This window comes from Burkholderia sp. B10 (assembly GCF_004368385.1).
Classification (GTDB): Bacteria; Pseudomonadota; Gammaproteobacteria; order Burkholderiales; family Burkholderiaceae; genus Burkholderia; species Burkholderia vietnamiensis.
In genome coordinates this window covers 58,998-76,584 of sequence record NZ_PQMX01000016.1, presented here as the reverse complement: position 1 = coordinate 76,584, position 17,587 = coordinate 58,998, and the positions used below count along the sequence as shown (strand labels likewise).

Sequence of the window (17,587 nt, the reverse complement as noted above, 5' to 3'; positions counted from 1 at the left end):
CGCCGCACCGCCCTCGCGTTCAACCGATGCGCCACCAGCGCGGCAACAGATCGCGCACCTCGCGGCGCCGGTAGCGATCGTCGATCAGATGCACGACGCCTTCGTCGCGTTCGGTGCGGATCACGCGCCCGGCCGCCTGCACGACCTTCTGCAGGCCCGGATACAGATAGATGTAGTCGTAGCCGTTGCCGAAACGCGCGTCCATCGCGCGCCGCATCTGTTCATTGACGTCGTTGATCTGCGGCAGGCCGAGCGTCGCGATGAACGCGCCGATCAGCCGCTCGCCGACCAGATCGACGCCTTCCGAGAACGCCCCGCCCAGCACCGCGAAGCCGACGCCGCGTCCGCCGGCGTCGAAGCGCGCCAGGAACGCGTCGCGCTCGCTTTCGGCCATGCCGGGCGACTGCGCCCAGACAGGCACGTCGGGATGGCGCGCCTGCATCAGCGCGACGACGCGCGCGAGATAGTCGAAGCTGCTCAGAAAGCCGAGGTAGTTGCCGGGGCGTGTCGCATATTGCGCGGCGATCAGATCGACGATCGGCTCGAGCGAGCGGTCGCGATCGCGCCAGCGCGTCGACACGTGGCTCGCCACGCGCACCGTCAACTGCTCGGCGCGAAACGGCCCTTCGACGTCGAGCCAGCCCGTGTCGGCCGGCAAGCCGAGCGTGTCGCGATAGAACCGGAACGGGCTCAACGTGCCGGAAAACAGCACGGTGGCGCGGGCGGCCTCGTAGCGCGGCGCGAGAAAACCGGCCGGTATCACGTTGCGCACGCACAGCGTCGACTGGATGCGACGGCGGCGCGCAGCCGGCACGAGCGCATCGACCGTGTCGAGTGCCGCCTGACGCGGCAGCGGCTCGCCGTGCAAGGTCGCGTCGAAGATCGACGCGCTGTCGAATGCATCGGCGAGCACGCCGAACTGGATCGCATCGAAATGGAAGCGCAACAGCGCGTCGTCGTTCGCGCGCGGCGCATCGGTCAGGTGCTCGCCGATCGTCGCCACGAGGTTCTGCACCGCGGACACGAGCCCCGCCGGAATAGCCGGGTACGCCGCATAGCGCTCGGCCTGCGCACGATTGAGCGCGCCCCACGCGCGCGCGAGCCGGTCGAACACCTTGCGCAGCGTCGGCGGCGCCGCTTCGCGCGCGGCGGCAAACGCGAACGGATCGAGCGACGCGCTGTACATCCGCCGGGCGCGGTCGAGCAGGTTGTGCGCCTCGTCGACGAGCACGCCGACGCGCCACTGGTTCTGCTGTGCGAGTGCATGCAGCATCGCGCTGCCGTCGTAGTAGTAGTTGTAGTCGCCGATCGCCATGTCGGACCAGCGCGCCAGCTCCTGCGCGAGGTAATACGGACACACGTCGTGCGCGAGCGCGGCGGCGCGCACGGTCTCGCGATCGAGCAGCCCCGCGCCGATCGCGGCGTCGCGCGCGGCCGGCAGCCGGTCGTAGAAGCCCTGCGCCAGCGGGCACGACTCGCCGTGACACGCGCGATCGGGATGCTCGCATGCCTTGTCGCGCGCGACGAGTTCGAGCACGCGCAGCGGCAGCGCCGGCGTGCCGGCACCGAGCGTCCTGGCCGCGTCGAGCGCGAGCGCGCGGCCGGGCGTCTTGGCGGTCAGGAAGAACACGTGATCGAGCTTGCCTTCGCCGCACGCCTTCAGCATCGGAAACACGGTGCCGAGCGTCTTGCCGATCCCGGTCGGCGCCTGGGCGATCAGGCAGCCTTCGTCGCGCGCCGCGCGATAGACGGACACGGCCAGCTCGCGCTGCCCGCTGCGGAACTGCCCGTGCGGGAACGTCAGCGCGCGCAGCGCCTCATCGCGGGCCGCACGATGCGCGGCCTCGCGCTCGGCCCAGCCGACGAAGCACGCGCACTGTTCGGCGAAGAATGCGGCGAGCGCCTCGGCGCTCAGCGTTTCCGTCAGCACCGTTTCGCGCTCGGACACGATGTCGAAATAGACGAGCGCGACGTCGATTTCGGCGAGGCCGCGCGTCGCGCACATCAGATGCGCATAGACCTTCGCCTGCGCCCAGTGCAGCGCGCGATGGTTGGCCGGCATCGCGTCGAGGCTGCCGCGGTAAGTCTTGATCTCCTCGAGGCGGTTCGCGACCGGGTCGTAGCCGTCCGCACGCCCGCGCACGGTCAGCGTGCCCCACGTGCCGGCGAGCGCGATTTCGGTTTCGTAGCGTGCGCCGCGCGCCGACGTGACGGCGCCGTGGCCGGCGATGCCTTCGAGCGCGGTCGGCGCGGGCGTGAAGCGCAGGTCGAGATCGCCGCGCCGCGCGGTGAACTCGCACATCGCCCGCACCGCGACGACGTAGCTCATGCGGACAGCCCCGCCGCTTCGGCGTGTTCGACGCCGGCGCCCGCCCATTCGACATCGACGACGCGCACCGGGATGCCGTGCGCCACGCAGTACGCGAGCCAGCGCGTCTGGTTGTCCTGCAGCCGGTCGCCGGGGCCCTTCACCTCGATCAGCTCGTAGCGCCGCTCGCCGGGCCAGAAGCGGACCAGATCGGGCAGCCCCGAGCGATTGCTGCGGATATCCGCGAGCAGGCGCGTGAACCACAGCCGCAAATGCTCGGGCGGCAAGCACGCGAGCGCGTCGTCGAGCAGTTCGTCGGTCAGCACGCCCCAGAACACGAACGGCGACTGCAGCCCCGTCTTGGTCGCATAGTGCCGACGGATCGTGTCCTGGTATGCGCCCGAGTCGAGCTGCGCGAAACAGGCGGCGAACGCGTCCGCGCGGCGCACCGCGAAATCGGGCGCGTGCAGGTCGGCCGGGCCGCGCTGGAACGGATGGAAGAAGGCGCCGGGCACGGCCGCGAACACGGGCTCCCAGCACAGCAGTCCGAACAGCGAATTGATCAGCGTGTTCTCGACGTAATGGACCGGCGCGCCCGGCTGCGCAAGATGGTCGCGCACCGCGTATTCGACGCCGACGGACGCGTCCGGGCGCGCCAGCACGAGCGTCTCGCGCGACACGGCCGGCGCGCTGCGCGCGCGTTCGACCGGCTGCCCCAGACGGCGCTGCAAGCGCGGCAGCATCCGCTCGACCCGCTGGCGTTCCTCGTCGCTTTCGAAGCGCTCGCGCGCGTCGAGCGCGAGCGCGAGTGCATCGGCGATGCGTTCGCAGTGTTCCAGCACGCGAATACGCCGATGCCGGCTGCCCGGCCACGCGCTGCGCGCATACGCGTCGAGCGCGGCGTCCCAGTCGGCGCGGCGCTCGCAGGTCTGGCCAAGCGTGAACAGCAGTTTCGCGCGGCGCGTCGCCAGCCACGGCTGCGCGCATTCGACCAAGTCGATCGCGTCGAGCAACGCGTCGAACGGCAGCTCGTCCGGCCAGGCGTCGAGCGCCGCGCGGCACGCGTGCAGCGCGAGATACGCATCGACGTCGGCACGCTGCTGGAACGCGCGCGACGACGGCGCGAACGGCACGCTTTCGTACTGGAACACGCCGAGATCGGCGAGCACGAATTCGGTCCAGTCCTGATGAAGATTGCCGAAGAACATCAGCCGCAGCCGTTCGCACAGCGCGCCGACCGTCACCCGCAGCACGCGATCGTCGACCTGGGCGCACCATGTCTCGAGCGGTTGCGCGACGTCGCCGTAAGCCGGGCGCAGGCGTTCGAGCCATTCCGGCTTGCGCTCGCCCGCATGCGCACCGAGCGACGGAAACATCTTCAGCAGATCGGCGCGCGTCGACAGCGCGAACAGCGCATCGAGCGTCAGCGCGGGCGCCGGATCGACCCAGCCGAGCGCGGCGAGCGGCGCGGCCGCGTCGAGCGGGCAGCCGATCTCGTCATACGCGAGCTTGCTCGCGCGGAAGTCCGAGCCGTTGCGCATCAGCATCCGCACGAGCAATGCGCGCGATGCCTGCGGCAGCCGCGCGAACTCGGCGACGAACGCGCGCTCGGCGGCGTCGAGCAGGTCGTCGTAGCGCTCGCCGAGCCACGCGAGCGCACGTTCGAAATTGGTCAGGTAGTAAAACGCCGGAGGCGGCGGCGATGCAGGCGTCACGGGGATCGATCACTGTACGTTTGTACAGGTCGGAATCATATCACCGTGACGCCGGATGCCGCAGGCGCGCGCGGGTGCGTCACATGCGCGCCGCGGCGTGCCGAGGCAATCAGAACTGGTAGTTGACCGACATGTCGAACACGCCGTTGGTCGACTGCTGCGTGATCGGGCTGCGTCTTGCGCGCCCGACCAGCTGCTCGATCGCGCCGTCCATCGTCACGAACCAGTTCTTGTTGACGAACCAGACCATCGTCACGCCGGCGCCGAACGACTTCATCCCCGCGCCCGACGAATAGGCCGGCAGCCCCGAACGCGCGGCTGCGCCCTGGTTCACGCCGAACCAGCTGTTCATGTAGCGCGAATCGGCGAACGATACGGTCGGCCCGGCGAACCAGAAGAAGTGCTCGTTGCTGCCGGGCATCGGCATGTACGCGGAGAAATCGCCGACCCAGCCGTTCGAGCCGCCGATGCTGCGCCGCACGTCGGCGCGCAGCACGAGCGGGAAGTCCTTCGAGATCACGTAGTCGGCGGCCAGCTTCATCACCGGCGCCGCGTTGATGTTGTCGAGGCCGTTCAGATGGCCGAGGTCGTCGGCCGAGCGGCGCCCGAGGTCATAGCCGACCGACATGCTCACGCGCCAGTTCGGCCCGCGCAGCACGTTCGCGCCGAGCCCCTCGCCCGTCGACAGGAAGAACAGATCGCGATAGCGGATGTCGACGTTCGGGCCGCCCATCACCCGATAGCGATCGGAGCCCTCATAGCGCGGCTGCAGCGTCATCGCGGCGCCGACGCTCACCTGCCACGTCGGGATCGTGGGGCTGAAGATCTTCCGCAGCGGAACGCCCGCCGAATATTGCCATTCGCCGAGCGGCGAAGGCGTCTGGGCCGCCGCGTCGCGCGCGCCGACCGCGGTCAGCGCAGTGAAGGCGGACAGGCCGAACACCAGCCGGCGCATGCCGGGTGACAGCAACGGGCGGGCAACGGTCATCGGGGCAATCTCCGTCGGGTATGCGTATCGAACTCGAATCAAGATGAACTCTGATCAAAGCGCGTCGCGCGCTGCCGGCCAAGGCCGCCGGCAGCGGGCCGTGCGAACGTAGCGTGCGCTTAACAGCAAATATCCTACGCGACGCGCGCAAAGTCGCAAAGCGCCCGTTGAGCCGGGGCGCTTTGCCGGGATCCGGCGCAAGCCGGGGCTGAATGGCTGAATCAGAAACGCTCGACGTGATAGTCGCCGGCGAGCGCGGCCGTGCTGCGCGTGGACATCATGCGCGAGAAGCCGTCGGCGAGCCGGCCGAGCGCGAGCTGCTTCTGGCTGGCGTCCCAGTGCGTATACGTGTCGTAAGCCGACTCGTCGAACGACACCGTGACGGCAGCCGGCCGGCCGCTTGCGCGAAAGCCGATCTGCAGCACACCGCCCGGCAGTTCCTCGATGTGATAGCGCAGCGAACGCGACTCGAAATAGCGGCCCAGCACCTGGGCGATCGCGCGCTTGTCCGGCGATTGCACGTGAATGTCCATGATGGTCCTCCTCTCAGTGAGCGCGCGGCCGGCTGCGGTGCGCCGCCCCCGCCCGGCATCCGTACCGGCGGCGGCCGCGACGGCGGGTCGCCTTGCGGCGGGCCGGCCGGCACGGGCGGGTCCACCGGATCGTCGTGCTCCGGCAGCGCTGGATCGGGATCGAGGTCGGGCGTGGGTTCCGGACGGTGCAGCAAGGATCGGCTGTTCATGTGGCTCCTGCGCGGCGGGTCGCGCGTGTCGATTGGCGCGGCGAGCGTGCGCAAACAGCGTGCCTGCTGGGCCTTGGTGGTCGTGTTTTTTGCGGCGGGCGATGCGGGCGGCGCGAGGTGGTATCGGTTGGTGAGCCGCTGCGGCGGGTTGCTGCGGAGCGCAGGGCTTGCGACGTGGGCCGTGCGCTGCGCGCGTTCGCGGCGACAAGCGATGAGCGCGCGCAGCGCGGCTTCGCGCAGAAGGTGCCGTCCCACGCAGCGCTCGTACGTTCCATTGAACTCGATAGATGCGCGGGGCGAGCTTCCTTGCGTCGAAACGCTCGCGCCACGTGCAGAAATCACCGCGTACCGTCGCCTCGCAGCGGCTTATTCGTCGGCGTTTTCCTTTCTTTGTCCCTTGGCGGATCGCGATGTATTGCCGCGTCCGCATGCGTGACGTCGCGATAAGCGACATCCCGCGCGCCGTATACAGGTACGGTCGTTGCGCCCTTCGATCCCGGAGGTTCGATCACTCGGGCTGGCGGCCGCGATGCCGTGTCAGCGGCCGCCGCTCCTTTCCGTCTCCGCATCAGCGTGTTGCGACGGCCGTGCCGGGAAGTCCATATCGACGAACCGATCGATGCAAGGCTCCCTGACAGCGCCCAACCCGCCCTCGGCGGTGCGAGCGCGATCGACGCCGCGACACCCTTCCGGCTCCGCGCGAACCACGCGCGCCGGATGTCCTGACACCGCCGCCGCGATCACGGCTGACGGCGGCACCCGGCCCAGGCTGCGCGGCCACGCTGCGCCGGGCCGGACCGACCGGAGCAGACAGATGAAACGCATGGAACGTGCATGGCACGAGGTCAGCGGCGCCGCGGGCGTCGCGGCGCTCGCGGCCGTCGAGAGCGCGCTGGTGTTCGCCATCGTCGTGATGACGGGCGTCGGACACTGACGCACTGCTCGTCGAGCCGGCCGCGGCAGCAGCCGTGGAAGATGTACAAGCGCGCTGGCAAATTTGTCGCACCGCGCGACCCGTTCGCCGGCCGCGAGTGAACCGCGCGCGGCACGCATCCTGCTCCGCGCTCATCTTGCTCTGAAAAAGGAGGCGTCCATGTATCGCGTCAACGAGATCATGTCGCGCGACGTCGTCTGCGTCGCGCCGAACGACACGATCCGCCATGCGGCCGAACTGATGCAGCGCTTCGACATCGGCGTGCTGCCCGTATGCGAAGGCGGCGAACTGGTCGCGATCGTGACCGACCGCGACCTCGCCATACGCGCGCTGTCGCATGGCCATTCGCCCGACACGCCGGTGAAGGCCGTCGCGTCGGCGCCGGTGCAATGGTGCATCGAGGACGACGGCGTCGGCGACGTCCAGCAGCGCATGGCCGACGTGCAGTTGCACCGGATGCCGGTCCTCGACGGCCAGCGCCGCGTGGTCGGCATCGTGTCGCTCGGCGACATCGCGACGCGCGCCGGCGGCCCGGCGCGCGACGAGCTGGCCAACACGCTCGAGGACGTGTCGCTGCCGCGCCGGCGGTGATGGCGGCTACCCAGGCACCCCCTATCGTTTCGACCAGGAGAACAGCGATGACAACCGACCGGGCGCCACGCGCGCATGCAGGGATCGTCGGCGATGACGGCCGCTCGACGGGCGGGCCGGGGCCGGACGTGATGGCCGCCGGCACGCTGGAAGACGATCACGTGCTGACCATCGACGGCGACGACATCGGCAAGGTCACGCACATCATGCTCGATGTGCGCGCCGGCCGGATCGCGTATGCGGTCGTGTCGTCGGGCGGCTTTCTCGGCATCGGCGACAAGCTGCTCGCGCTGCCGTGGAACGTGCTGACGCTCGATGCGGCGCGTCGCTGCTTCGTGTTGCCGGTGCCGACCGAGCGCGTGCGCGAGGCGCCGGGCTTCGACAAGGATCGCTGGCCAGCGATGGCCGATCCGGCGTGGGCCGAGGCGCTGCATGCGTACTACGGCGCGTCGCCCTACTGGCTGATCGAGGAAGGCGAAACGGCGCTCGATTCGCCGCCTTACGAGGCGTCGCCCGGCGGCCCGGAGAATGACGCGACGACCAAGCGGCAATGAGATGGAGGTGGCGGCCTAACGCGCCGCAACGGACCGTGCAAGCTCGCGCGCCGCGCGAAGGTGTTCGTTGAGGGTGGGCAGCGCATCGGCCGCGAACGCGCGAAGCTGCGCGTCGCGGCCGTCGCGACGTTCGGCTTCGTAGAGCTTCACCGCCGCCTCCTGCGCCGTCGGCCCGGCGACCGACAGATAGCCTTTGTCGAACGCCACGCCCGTTTCGGTGCGCAGCGCAGTGAGCGCCGGGTCGACCAGCATGCGCGTCTGCACGGGCACGCCTTTACGTGCGCCGAGCCGGCGCAGTTCGGCCGTCATGCGGCCGTAGTCGTCGACGATTCTGCGCGCGAACGCCTTCAATTGCGGATTCGACGAGCGCTCGAGCGCGAGCTGGCTCGCCTCCACCTCGGTCTTGCCGACGATGCCGGCCTTGTCGACGAACTCCGCATCGAAACCGGTGGGCCGTCGTGTCATGTCCGCCTCGTCGGGCGTCTCGCCCGGGCGCACGACGCCAGGGGCAACGCGCACCGAGGATGCCGGGGGCGGCTGCGGGAGCGCCGAGGTGGCGGCCAGTGCAAGCGCCGTCGGTATCGACAGCAGCAGCGGGATGCGAGGGGACGCCCTGCGGTGGCCTCTGTTGCCGTGATGGTTCGTGCTCGTCTTCATCGGCGTCTCCGTATTCGTCGGTCGATCGGCGCGCGAAAATCGCGACGGCTGCGGGCGTATGCGGCGCAGCGGCGCAGCGCGAACTCGGAACGGTTGCAGCCCCGTCACACGGCGCTCGTCCGGAACGCTGCTTCCAGAGCGCCGTCGGCGTCTCTCACGCACGTCCCTCCGCGTCATGCACGACGTGAAGCGCCGCCGCATGCTGTAGGTCGTGGCAACGCTGCTGCATCAACTCGACCACCCCGCTGCGTCGCGCTACTTCCGGCCCACCTTCAGCCGATCCTGCACACCGCTCACGCCGCTGACGTCACGCACGACGCGGATCGCCGCCGCATGCTGCGGCTCGTCCGGCACGCTGCCCGTCAACTCGGCCACGCGGCCGTGGACCTGGACATCGATGTCGTCGGACGCGAGGCCGCGCTCGGCCACGAGCGCCGCGCGGATACGCGATGCGAGCGTCGCATCGCGCAGCTGGCCGCCCACCGCCGATGCTTCGCTCGCGAGCTTGTGCCCCACGCTTTCGTCGGCCGCTGCCGCGCGCGGCGTCGCGACGCACGCGCAGGACAGCAGCCACGCGCCGATGATCTGCGCGGCCGGCCGCATCCGCATCCGCATCCGCATGCGATGCGCCGGTCGGCCGCCGGTGCCGTCGCGTTGCGTGTAGTTCGATCGCTTCATCGTCCGCTCCTCGGGATAGGCGCATGCCACCGCAATTCAGTGCTGTCCCCGGCCGGCCGCCGCTCCGTCGCCTTCGGACGACACGTCGACGATCACGCTCGCGAGCGTCGGCATATCGACCGGCTTGGGCAGATACGCGTCGAAGCCGGCCGCCATCACGCGCTTGCGGTCTTCCGCGCCGGTATGCGCGGTCACGGCCACCACGGGCATGCGTGCGTCGTCGCCCGGCAGATGACGGATGTGATCGAGCAGCCAGAAGCCGTCGCCGTCGGGCATGGCGAGATCGGACAGCACGACGCCAGGCCGCTGGCGCGACAGCGCGTTCAGCGCGTCGCGCCCAGAATGCGCCAGTGCGACCTGCGCGCCGAACGTTTCGAGCGCGGCCGCGAGACTCGCGCGCGACGTGGCGTCGTCGTCGACGACCAGCACGCGGTAGCCGTCGAGCGCGACCGCCTTCAACGCCGTGGCCGGGCGCGCCGGATCAGCGGCCGGATCGTCGGCGTCCCAGTCCACCGGCAACGTCACCGTCACGGTCGTGCCGAGGCCGGCGCCAGGGCTGCTCGCCGCCACGTCGCCGCCGTGCAGCCGCACGATATTGCGCACGATCGACAGGCCGAGCCCCAACCCGCGTTTCGGCGAGGCCGCAGCGCCTTCCGGCCGGTTGAACGTATCGAACAGATGCGGCAAACGCTCGGCGGAAATGCCGTGGCCCGTATCGGTGACCGCCATGCGCACGCGCGCGCCGGCGCGGGCCAGCGACACGGTGATGCGACCGCCCGACGGTGTGAACTTGATCGCGTTCGACAGCAAGTTGGACAGCACCTGGCGCAAGCGCTCCCCGTCCGCGGAAATGACGCAGTTCGTCAATGCGCAGTCGGTCGACAGCGCGATGCCGTTCGCGTCCGCGCTCCCGCCGAGTTCGCGCACCGCGTCGCGCACGATGCGCACCAGATCGACCGGCGCGCGCTCGAGCCGCGTACGCCCGGTCGCGAGCGACGATGCGTCGAGCAGGTCGCCGACCATCCGCGACAACGACCGCGCGCTGCGATCGATCGCATCGATCGCCTGCTGCGCGAATGCCTGACCGTCGACGCTGCGCAACACCTCGACCCAGCCGTAGATCACGTTCAGCGGCGTGCGTAGTTCGTGCGATACGGTGGACAGCAATTCGTCCTTCAGCCGGTTCGACTGGTCCGCCTGCACGCGTGCGCCGCGCAACGCCCGCAGGTGGCCGCGCTCGTCGCGCCGCCGTTGGTCGGCCTCGCGCAGCGTGATCGACAGGCCCGTGCAGTGGCCGCCGGCATCGACGATCGGTGCGGCCGCGAAGCTCGCGCGGAAACGGCCGCCGTCGCCGCGCACGCACAGCACGTCGAACGGGCCGACGGCCGCGCGCGGGTGCTCGAACGACGCCGGAAGCGGCTGCAGCCGGAGCCAGCGCGGTGCGATCAACGTCGTGACGTCGCGACCGATTGCCGCCGTCGCATCGACGCCGAAGATCCGACGCGCGGCCCGGTTCCAGCTGACGATCCGCCGTCCCGCGTCGACGCCGACGATGGCGTCGGGCGACGCGTCGACCACGCTGTGCAACAACGCCAAGTCGTCGGAAGGCGCATGCTCGAGCGGCGCGGCTGCGGGCTCGCGACGCGTCGGGCTGGGCGCTTCGTCGTCGCTGTCGGCGCCGCGCAAGCGGTCGTTCGCAAACAGCGGCTTGACGGCCACGACCAGTGCGCACTCGACGAAACTGATCGCGACGAACGCGACGGCCTGGGCCAGCAATTCGGAAGGCGCCGCCGGGCGCCACCACAGCGCGCCGATCACGGCGAGACTGACGGCGGTCGCAGCGAGCCCGCCGGCCAGCGAAGTCAGCCAGGCGGCGGCCGCGACGCCGGCATAGAACGGCAGCGGTGCGAAGGGCTCATGCACGCCGACGACGCGAATCGCCCACGCCTGCAGCGCGGACGCCACCCCGACAGCAAGCAGCACCCACGCGCCCTGCCGAAAGAGCTCACGGGTTAAGGTCCTCATCTTTACCTTGCATCGCGCCGGCGACCGTCATTTCGCGGCTGCCGCCCCGGCGGAGGACTAGCCGCAAAGCATGCCGGGCGAGCCTCGACGGCGCAGCAACCAGCGTACCTGCGCGGGATCTCGGGCGTAGGCCGCGGACCGCCCCGCATGTCGCAGCGGCGCATGTCGGATGGCCCGCCGCGGTGCGCGCAGGCATTCCCGGCCCTACAAATGTCTGACGAATTTGCATTCGTCGGCTGTAAAAAAGCAACGATCCCGATCGACGTAATGCGATCGGATATTTCTAGAGGCCACACGCCGCGCATTGAAATTTTCTATATCGCGGCACTGCGACGGCCATTCCGTTGTCGATGTAGATATTGCAACCGACGGAATGCGCGACGCCGATTTTCAAAACGGCGCGCGCTCTGACAGTCATGGTTGAATTCAATGTCCATCCAAAGCAACGCGGCGATGCATCGCGGCTGTCCGGCCGCTCGACTGCCGTACGCGTATTGCAGGACCGCATCGAGCGGATCGCCCCGACCGGCGCCAGCGTGATGATCGCGGGCGAAAGCGGGGTCGGCAAGGATATCGTCGCGCGGTGTCTGCACGCACTCAGCGCGCACCGGGACGGACCGTTCGTGCCGGTCAACTGCGGCGCCATTCCGGCCGACATCGCCGACGCGCAGTTGTTCGGCCACGAGAAAGGGAGTTTCACCGGCGCGGTCGCGCGGCGCGAGGGCTTCTTCGAAGCGGCGTGCGGCGGCACGTTGCTGCTCGACGAAATTGCGGAAATGCCTGCGGCGCTGCAGGTGAAGCTGCTGCGCGCGCTCGAGTCGAACACGATCATGCGGGTCGGCGGCAGCGAGCCGATCGCACTGAACGTGCGCGTGCTGTCGTCGACGCGTCACAATCCGGCGGAAGCCGTGCGCACCGGCCGCTTGCGCGAGGATCTGTTCTACCGCCTCGCCGCCTTCGCGCTGTATGTGCCGCCGCTGCGGCAGCGCAGCGGCGACGCCGAGGCGATCGCGCATGAATTCGTCGCGGCGCTGAACGCGCGCAACCGCGCGCACAAGCAGCTGACCGATGCGGCGATCGCGGCGCTGCGCGCGTATTCGTGGCCCGGCAACGTGCGCGAACTGCACAACATGATCGAGCGCGCGTACATCCTCGCGGACGACGGGATCGATCTCGCGCTGCCGAAGCTGGCGATGCCGCCCGAGCACACGTCGAACGACCGCATCGCGCTGCCGATCGGTGCGACGCTGCACCATGCGCAGCAGCGCTTCATCGCCGCAACGCTGCATCACTTCGACGGCAACAAGCCGCGCGCCGCGAAGGCGCTCGGCATCAGTCTGAAAACGCTCTACAACCGGCTGGCGCTGATGCGCGACGACGGCCACGCGTGAGCGCGGCCGCGCGCGGCGGGCCGCACCGCGTACCGGAGGAAGGTCAGGCGATCTTGAACTGCCCGACCGTCGTGGCGAGCGCGTTCGCCTGCGTCTGCAGCGCGGTGGCGGCCGCGGTCGACTGCTCGACGAGCGCCGCGTTCTGCTGGACCATTTCGTCGAGCTGCGTGACCGCGCGGTTCACTTCCTGGATCCCGCGCGTCTGCTCGTTGGCCGCATGGGTGATCTCCGAGATGATGGTCGTCACGTTGGCGACGTTCGCGACGATCTCGCGCATCGTGTCGCCGGCCTGCCGCACCTGTCCCGACCCGGCCGACACGCTCGCGACCGTCGATTCGACCAGCACCTTCACTTCACGCGCGGCCTGCGCGCTGCGTTGCGCGAGGCTGCGCACTTCCTGCGCGACCACGGCGAAGCCGCGGCCCTGCTCGCCCGCACGCGCGGCTTCGACGGCCGCGTTCAACGCGAGGATGTTGGTCTGGAACGCGATGCCGTCGATCACGCCGATGATGTCGCCGATCCGCCCCGAGGCTTCCTCGATCTTGCCCATCGTCGCGACGACGTCCGACACCACGACGCCGCCGTGCGACGCGATCCGCGACGCCGATGCCGCGCGTTCGTCCGCCTGCGTGGCCGCAGCCGCCGACTGGCCGACCGTCGCGGTGATTTCCTCCATCGACGCGGCGGTTTCCTCGAGGCTCGCCGCGGCGGATTCGGTGCGCGACGACAGGTCCTGATTGCCCGCGGCGATTTCGTTCGCGGCCGTGCGCACCGATTCGCTCGCGTCGCGGATCTGTCGCATCACGTCGTTGAGCTTGTCCACGAAGCTGTTGAACGAGCGCGCGATGTCGGACACCTCGTCGCGCCCCTCGGCCGGCAGGCGCTGCGTCAGGTCGCCGGTGCCGGAACCGATCGAGGCCATTGCCTGACGGACCTGCGAGAGCCGGCGAAACGCGGTCGTCGTGATCGCACCGATGATCACCGACGCGATGCCGACGATCACCACCAGCGTAATCAGCGACGCGGTCAGCAGCGATCGCATGCCGGCCGTCGCTTCCGCTTTGTCGAGCAGCACGAGCGCATACCAGTCGGTGCCGGGCACCGCCTGCGCGCGCACCAGCTTCGCGTCGTCGCCGACATGCACTTCGACCGGCGCGGTGGCGGTCGCGATCGACGCGGCGCTCATGCCGCCGAGTTCGGACGACACGTCGGCGACCGGCTTCAGCGTGAGCTTCGTGTCCGGATGCGCGACGACGTGGCCGCTGCTGTCGACCAGCATCCCGAAGCTCGCGGGCGTCGGGTGGATCGACTTCACGTTGGCGATCACGCTGTCCATGCCGACGTCGGCGCCGACGACGCCCTTCAGCACGCCGTCACGCAGGATCGGCACCGCGAACGAGACCACCAGCTTGCCGGTGCCCGCGTCGACGTAAGGCGGCGTGACGACGGGCTTGCCGGCCTGCGCGGCCTGCTTGTACCACGGCCGCACGGTCGGATCGTAGTCGGACGGAATGCCGGTCGGGTCGGCGAAGTGGTACACCTTGTCCGCATAGCCGGCGTACACGTTAGTGAAGCCGCCGGCTGCGGCCATCTGCTTGAACACCGGCAGCGGATCGGGCGACAGCGCCGCATCCTGCAGCGACGCGATCATCCGGCTTTTGGTCGCGACCCAGTCGCCGATGCCGACCACGTGGCCGCTCGCGACGGATGTCAGGTTGCGATCGATCGCATCGTCGTTGTACGAGCGCGCGATGAAGTAGTTGATGAGCGTGGTGGCGACGAGTGCAAATACGACGATTGCGACGCACGCGGCAAGAATGCGGGTGCGGATGGACGAGAGCATGGCAGCAACGACTCAGTAAGGAAGCGCGAACGCGCAGTGGACCAGTTCACCTGGTATACGGCAATTGCGCGGTTTACTTGAGGTTGTCGTGATGATTCGCAAACGTGTGGCGAATCGCGCGAGCGCTCGCCCATGCGCGAGCGGGCCGCCGGCATCCGGCGGCGCATCGGCGTCACGGATGCCGGCTGCTGCTCCTGTCCGACTCGTTGCGTCGCGTGCCGGACGACGCGTCGCGCTCGAGTTCGTCCTGCCTGCGCATGCGTTCGCGCAGATGGCGGATCGCGAACACGTGGATGTAATCGTGCACGCGCGCATCGGAGGACAGCGCGCGCACTTCGTCGTCGAGCATCGTGCGCAGCTGGTCGGCGTCGATCGCGCGCTGCGCGGCGGCGGCCTTCAGCGAATCAAGCAAATTGTCGGGTGACATCGACGGCTCCTGGCGGGTCGAGGAACGAAGATCAAGGGCACTACCTGAAGATTAACGACTGGACGCGCGCCCGGCGTGCGATGCACCGATGCGGGTTTGCGCGCGATCAACGGCACCTTGCGTGCCGCCGCGTCGACCGTTCGAAGGATCGATACGCGCGCAGATTCGCGGCTCAACTGGCCGCGAGCAACCGGAAGCATGACCACGTCCCCCCGAGGACGAGATATCGTGCGATCGCGCCGACGACGAACCGTCGCGATGACAGCGATACATAGAGCAAGTTAGACGGGCCGAAATGCCGCGTCAAGCAACGCGTGCAGACCGCCATTCGTCAGTTCGAAGGGGCAAGACAGGCCGCACGACGAGGCCGCACGACGCGTGCCCGTCACGGCCGCGGGATGCAGGTTCGAGCGGTATCGCGGCCGTGCATCGGCCGCACTTGTCAGTGGATTCCGATAGCCGGCGCGCATCGGCCTACAGCGACTTCAGCACGCACCGATTGGCAACGTCGTGCAGGCGGAAGATACTGACGTCATGAACCAAGCGTTCATACCGTTCATCGCGCAGCCGGCCATCGAGCCGGCACGCGGGGTCCGGCGCAGGAGACCAACCATGACATATCGCACGATCCGGGCCCGCGACGCACTGCGGCGCCCGCGCGCGCTGCCCGGCCCCGCGGGGTCGGCCGGGAATCGTCCGTACGAGGATCTCGACGCGCTGCTCGCGCTCGCCCGTGAAGCGGGCTTGCTCGTCACGCTCGATGCGCAGATCGGCCGCGAAAAGTACCAGAGCATTGCCGGTTCGGTGCGCGCGTTGCAGCGCTTTGCGGCGGCGCTGTGCGTGCGGACCGCCGCGCCCGCGCCGATCGTCACGATGCCGCGCCGCAAGCCGCGCCCCGGCTGGCCGCATCTGCGCGATCGCCGGCCGGGCTCGCGTGCGCACCTGCATGCGATGCATCGGTGCATGCGTGCATGCCGGCGTACGCGCCGCGCGCGCGATCAGCGAACGCTACGTGCCGCATGAGCGACTGAGCGCCGACGTCGGCGGCGTCGCATGACCGAGCCGCGGCCGCAGATGCATCGCTCCACGTCGCACCATCATCCGCCGTTGCACACCGCGACATCGAACCAGACCATACCTGCGAGAAAAGCCGTTGGCACGCGGCCAGGAAAGCGGACGGGGTGAACTCCACCCCGTCCGTTATCCAAGGCAGCCGCAGGCTGCCTACCCTCGTGCCAGAGAGTCCCTGACGGGATCGCGCGCTACGCGCTGCATGGCCGCACCCCGGAAAGCGGACGAATCGAACCGGCCCCAGATGCTCGCCGGATCGTGCGCGCCGCATCCGACGCGTCGAATCGCGGCGTGACGAGCGCACGACACGACGCACGCCGCGTGCGCAACTATTCCGAATATCTTACAGAAAGCACGCGTCGTTTCTACCGCAGGTCGACGAAAGCATCGCCCTTGCACGCGGCGCGGCCAATCCTTTACGCCGCGCCTCGCACCAGCAACACCGGCACCTGCGCGACATGAGCAATGCGCCGCGCGACGCTGCCGATCAGCCACGCCGCGATGCCGCGGCGGCCATGCGTACCGACGACGAGCAGCTCCGCGCGCCAGTGCACGGCATCCCGCATCAGCGCGTGCGCGACGTCGTCGCTGGTCGGGCGCGTTTCGACGATGCCGCGCTTGGTCGGATTTCCCGCGGCATGCAACAGCGGGCCGACCCGCGCGAGTGCGTCCTCGCCTTCCGCGCGATACGCGTCCTCGAGCGCGCGCACCGGCACGATGTCCGTCAGACGAATCGCGCGGTCGACGACATAGGCTGCGTACAGCAACGTCGTCGGCGCCGCGAAGCCGAGCCCGACGCGTACCGCGTGCAGCGACGGCTCGCTGCCGTCGACCGCGAACATCAGCCGCTGCAGCGGCCCGTCCGACGGCCGCGCATAGCCGGCCGGCACGATCAGCAGCGCGCACTGCGCGCGCGCCGTGAGCGTATCGGACACCGCGCCTTCGAACAGCCTCAGCAGGCCGTGGTGCGGGTTCGCGCCGACCACGAGCACATCGGCCTGCCATGCCGACGTGTCGCTCGCGAGCGCATCGGCCACCGTACCGCCGGTGACCGACGTATCGACGATCGCCTGCTCGACGGCCACGCCGCTGTCTTCGAACAACGCGGCAATGCGCGCGAGCGTCGCCTGCGCTTCACGCGTCATCTCTTCGCGCGCCGATGTCAGCAGCGCGTCGACGCGCGGGATGTCGGGCAGCACGAGGCGCGGATTGTCGATCGCGCAGATGATGCGCAACTGCATGCCGGGACGCAGCAGCGTGCGCGTGTAGCGGGCGGCCGACAGCGCCTCGGGCGTCGGATCGACGGCCAATGCGATTCTGGCGAGCGTCGGAATGGATGGGGTGGATGGCATGGCGGCGGTCTCCTCGCGGGCACGTCGTCGGGAGCGACGACGGATGCTTCGCGCGGCGGCGGTGCACGTCGGCCGGACGGCCGGCGCGGTCGCACGAATCGACGGCTGCGCACGCGAAGCGCGGACAAGCGATTTCGACAGCATATGACGTCCGGCCCGCGCACGCATGATCGTGATCAATGCGGCCGCGGGCCGTCGCCGGTGCGCACCGGTCCGCTTACGGCTTCGTCGGCGCGGATGCGCTCGCGCGGTTCGCGTAGAACATCGCATACGCGATGCCGAGCGGCACGCCCCTCACCGGGCCGATCGCG

Annotated in this window: 14 protein-coding genes; 4 read left to right on the top strand and 10 right to left on the bottom strand. The window is 69.5% G+C overall.

Translation table 11 applies throughout. The features are described 5' to 3' along the window. Positions 1-19: 19 nt before the first annotated feature. From C3Y15_RS11120 to C3Y15_RS11105, 4 genes are all read right to left on the bottom strand, one after another. Positions 20-2,329, bottom strand: a complete 2,310-nt coding sequence (locus C3Y15_RS11120) for an ATP-dependent DNA helicase (RefSeq protein ID WP_059474896.1) — start codon at positions 2,327-2,329, stop codon at positions 20-22. Then, positions 2,326-4,023: a VRR-NUC domain-containing protein gene (locus C3Y15_RS11115; RefSeq protein WP_124259679.1), complete on the bottom strand. Its 1,698-nt coding sequence runs from the start codon at positions 4,021-4,023 to the stop codon at positions 2,326-2,328. The genes C3Y15_RS11120 and C3Y15_RS11115 overlap by 4 nt, the downstream gene beginning before the upstream one ends. 109 nt (positions 4,024-4,132) lie before the next feature. After that, a complete protein-coding gene (locus C3Y15_RS11110; RefSeq protein WP_045578020.1) occupies positions 4,133-5,011 on the bottom strand; it encodes a MipA/OmpV family protein in 879 nt (292 codons plus the stop codon). Positions 5,012-5,232: 221 nt separating this feature from the next. Then, positions 5,233-5,544, bottom strand: coding sequence for a hypothetical protein (locus C3Y15_RS11105; RefSeq protein ID WP_011882199.1), 312 nt, complete (start codon positions 5,542-5,544; stop codon positions 5,233-5,235). 1,302 nt (positions 5,545-6,846) lie between these two features. Here C3Y15_RS11105 and C3Y15_RS11100 point away from each other — a divergent pair. Together C3Y15_RS11100 and C3Y15_RS11095 are read left to right on the top strand one after the other, a co-directional pair. Then, the gene (locus C3Y15_RS11100) at positions 6,847-7,278 is read left to right on the top strand and encodes a CBS domain-containing protein (RefSeq protein WP_011882196.1); all 432 of its coding nucleotides are present in this window, start codon (positions 6,847-6,849) and stop codon (positions 7,276-7,278) included. 47 nt (positions 7,279-7,325) lie between these two features. Beyond that, positions 7,326-7,832: a PRC-barrel domain-containing protein gene (locus tag C3Y15_RS11095; RefSeq protein ID WP_069240206.1), complete on the top strand. Its 507-nt coding sequence runs from the start codon at positions 7,326-7,328 to the stop codon at positions 7,830-7,832. Positions 7,833-7,847: 15 nt separating this feature from the next. Here C3Y15_RS11095 and C3Y15_RS11090 read toward each other — a convergent pair whose 3' ends face one another. From C3Y15_RS11090 to C3Y15_RS11080, 3 genes are all read right to left on the bottom strand, one after another. Continuing rightward, positions 7,848-8,489: a DUF4142 domain-containing protein gene (locus C3Y15_RS11090; RefSeq protein WP_059696220.1), complete on the bottom strand. Its 642-nt coding sequence runs from the start codon at positions 8,487-8,489 to the stop codon at positions 7,848-7,850. Positions 8,490-8,744: 255 nt separating this feature from the next. Continuing rightward, positions 8,745-9,167, bottom strand: coding sequence for a BON domain-containing protein (locus C3Y15_RS11085; RefSeq protein WP_059567809.1), 423 nt, complete (start codon positions 9,165-9,167; stop codon positions 8,745-8,747). Positions 9,168-9,203: 36 nt separating this feature from the next. After that, positions 9,204-11,192, bottom strand: coding sequence for a PAS domain-containing hybrid sensor histidine kinase/response regulator (locus C3Y15_RS11080; protein WP_069240205.1), 1,989 nt, complete (start codon positions 11,190-11,192; stop codon positions 9,204-9,206). Positions 11,193-11,608: 416 nt separating this feature from the next. Here C3Y15_RS11080 and C3Y15_RS11075 point away from each other — a divergent pair, with 416 nt between their 5' ends. Further along, the gene (locus C3Y15_RS11075) at positions 11,609-12,583 is read left to right on the top strand and encodes a sigma-54 dependent transcriptional regulator (protein WP_059990799.1); all 975 of its coding nucleotides are present in this window, start codon (positions 11,609-11,611) and stop codon (positions 12,581-12,583) included. A 43-nt stretch (positions 12,584-12,626) separates the two neighbouring features. Here C3Y15_RS11075 and C3Y15_RS11070 read toward each other — a convergent pair whose 3' ends face one another. Then, positions 12,627-14,426 (bottom strand): methyl-accepting chemotaxis protein, encoded by a 1,800-nt coding sequence (locus tag C3Y15_RS11070; protein WP_014724910.1) that lies wholly within the window; start codon positions 14,424-14,426, stop codon positions 12,627-12,629. A 172-nt stretch (positions 14,427-14,598) separates the two neighbouring features. Continuing rightward, positions 14,599-14,853: a DUF3562 domain-containing protein gene (locus C3Y15_RS11065; RefSeq protein ID WP_011882189.1), complete on the bottom strand. Its 255-nt coding sequence runs from the start codon at positions 14,851-14,853 to the stop codon at positions 14,599-14,601. A 612-nt stretch (positions 14,854-15,465) separates the two neighbouring features. Here C3Y15_RS11065 and C3Y15_RS11060 point away from each other — a divergent pair. Next, the gene (locus tag C3Y15_RS11060; protein ID WP_011882187.1) at positions 15,466-15,876 is read left to right on the top strand and encodes a hypothetical protein; all 411 of its coding nucleotides are present in this window, start codon (positions 15,466-15,468) and stop codon (positions 15,874-15,876) included. 464 nt (positions 15,877-16,340) lie between these two features. On the opposite strand, the gene C3Y15_RS11055 is transcribed toward C3Y15_RS11060, so the two are convergent. Then, positions 16,341-17,276 (bottom strand): universal stress protein, encoded by a 936-nt coding sequence (locus tag C3Y15_RS11055; RefSeq protein WP_011882186.1) that lies wholly within the window; start codon positions 17,274-17,276, stop codon positions 16,341-16,343. Between the last annotated feature and the right edge of the window lie 311 nt (positions 17,277-17,587).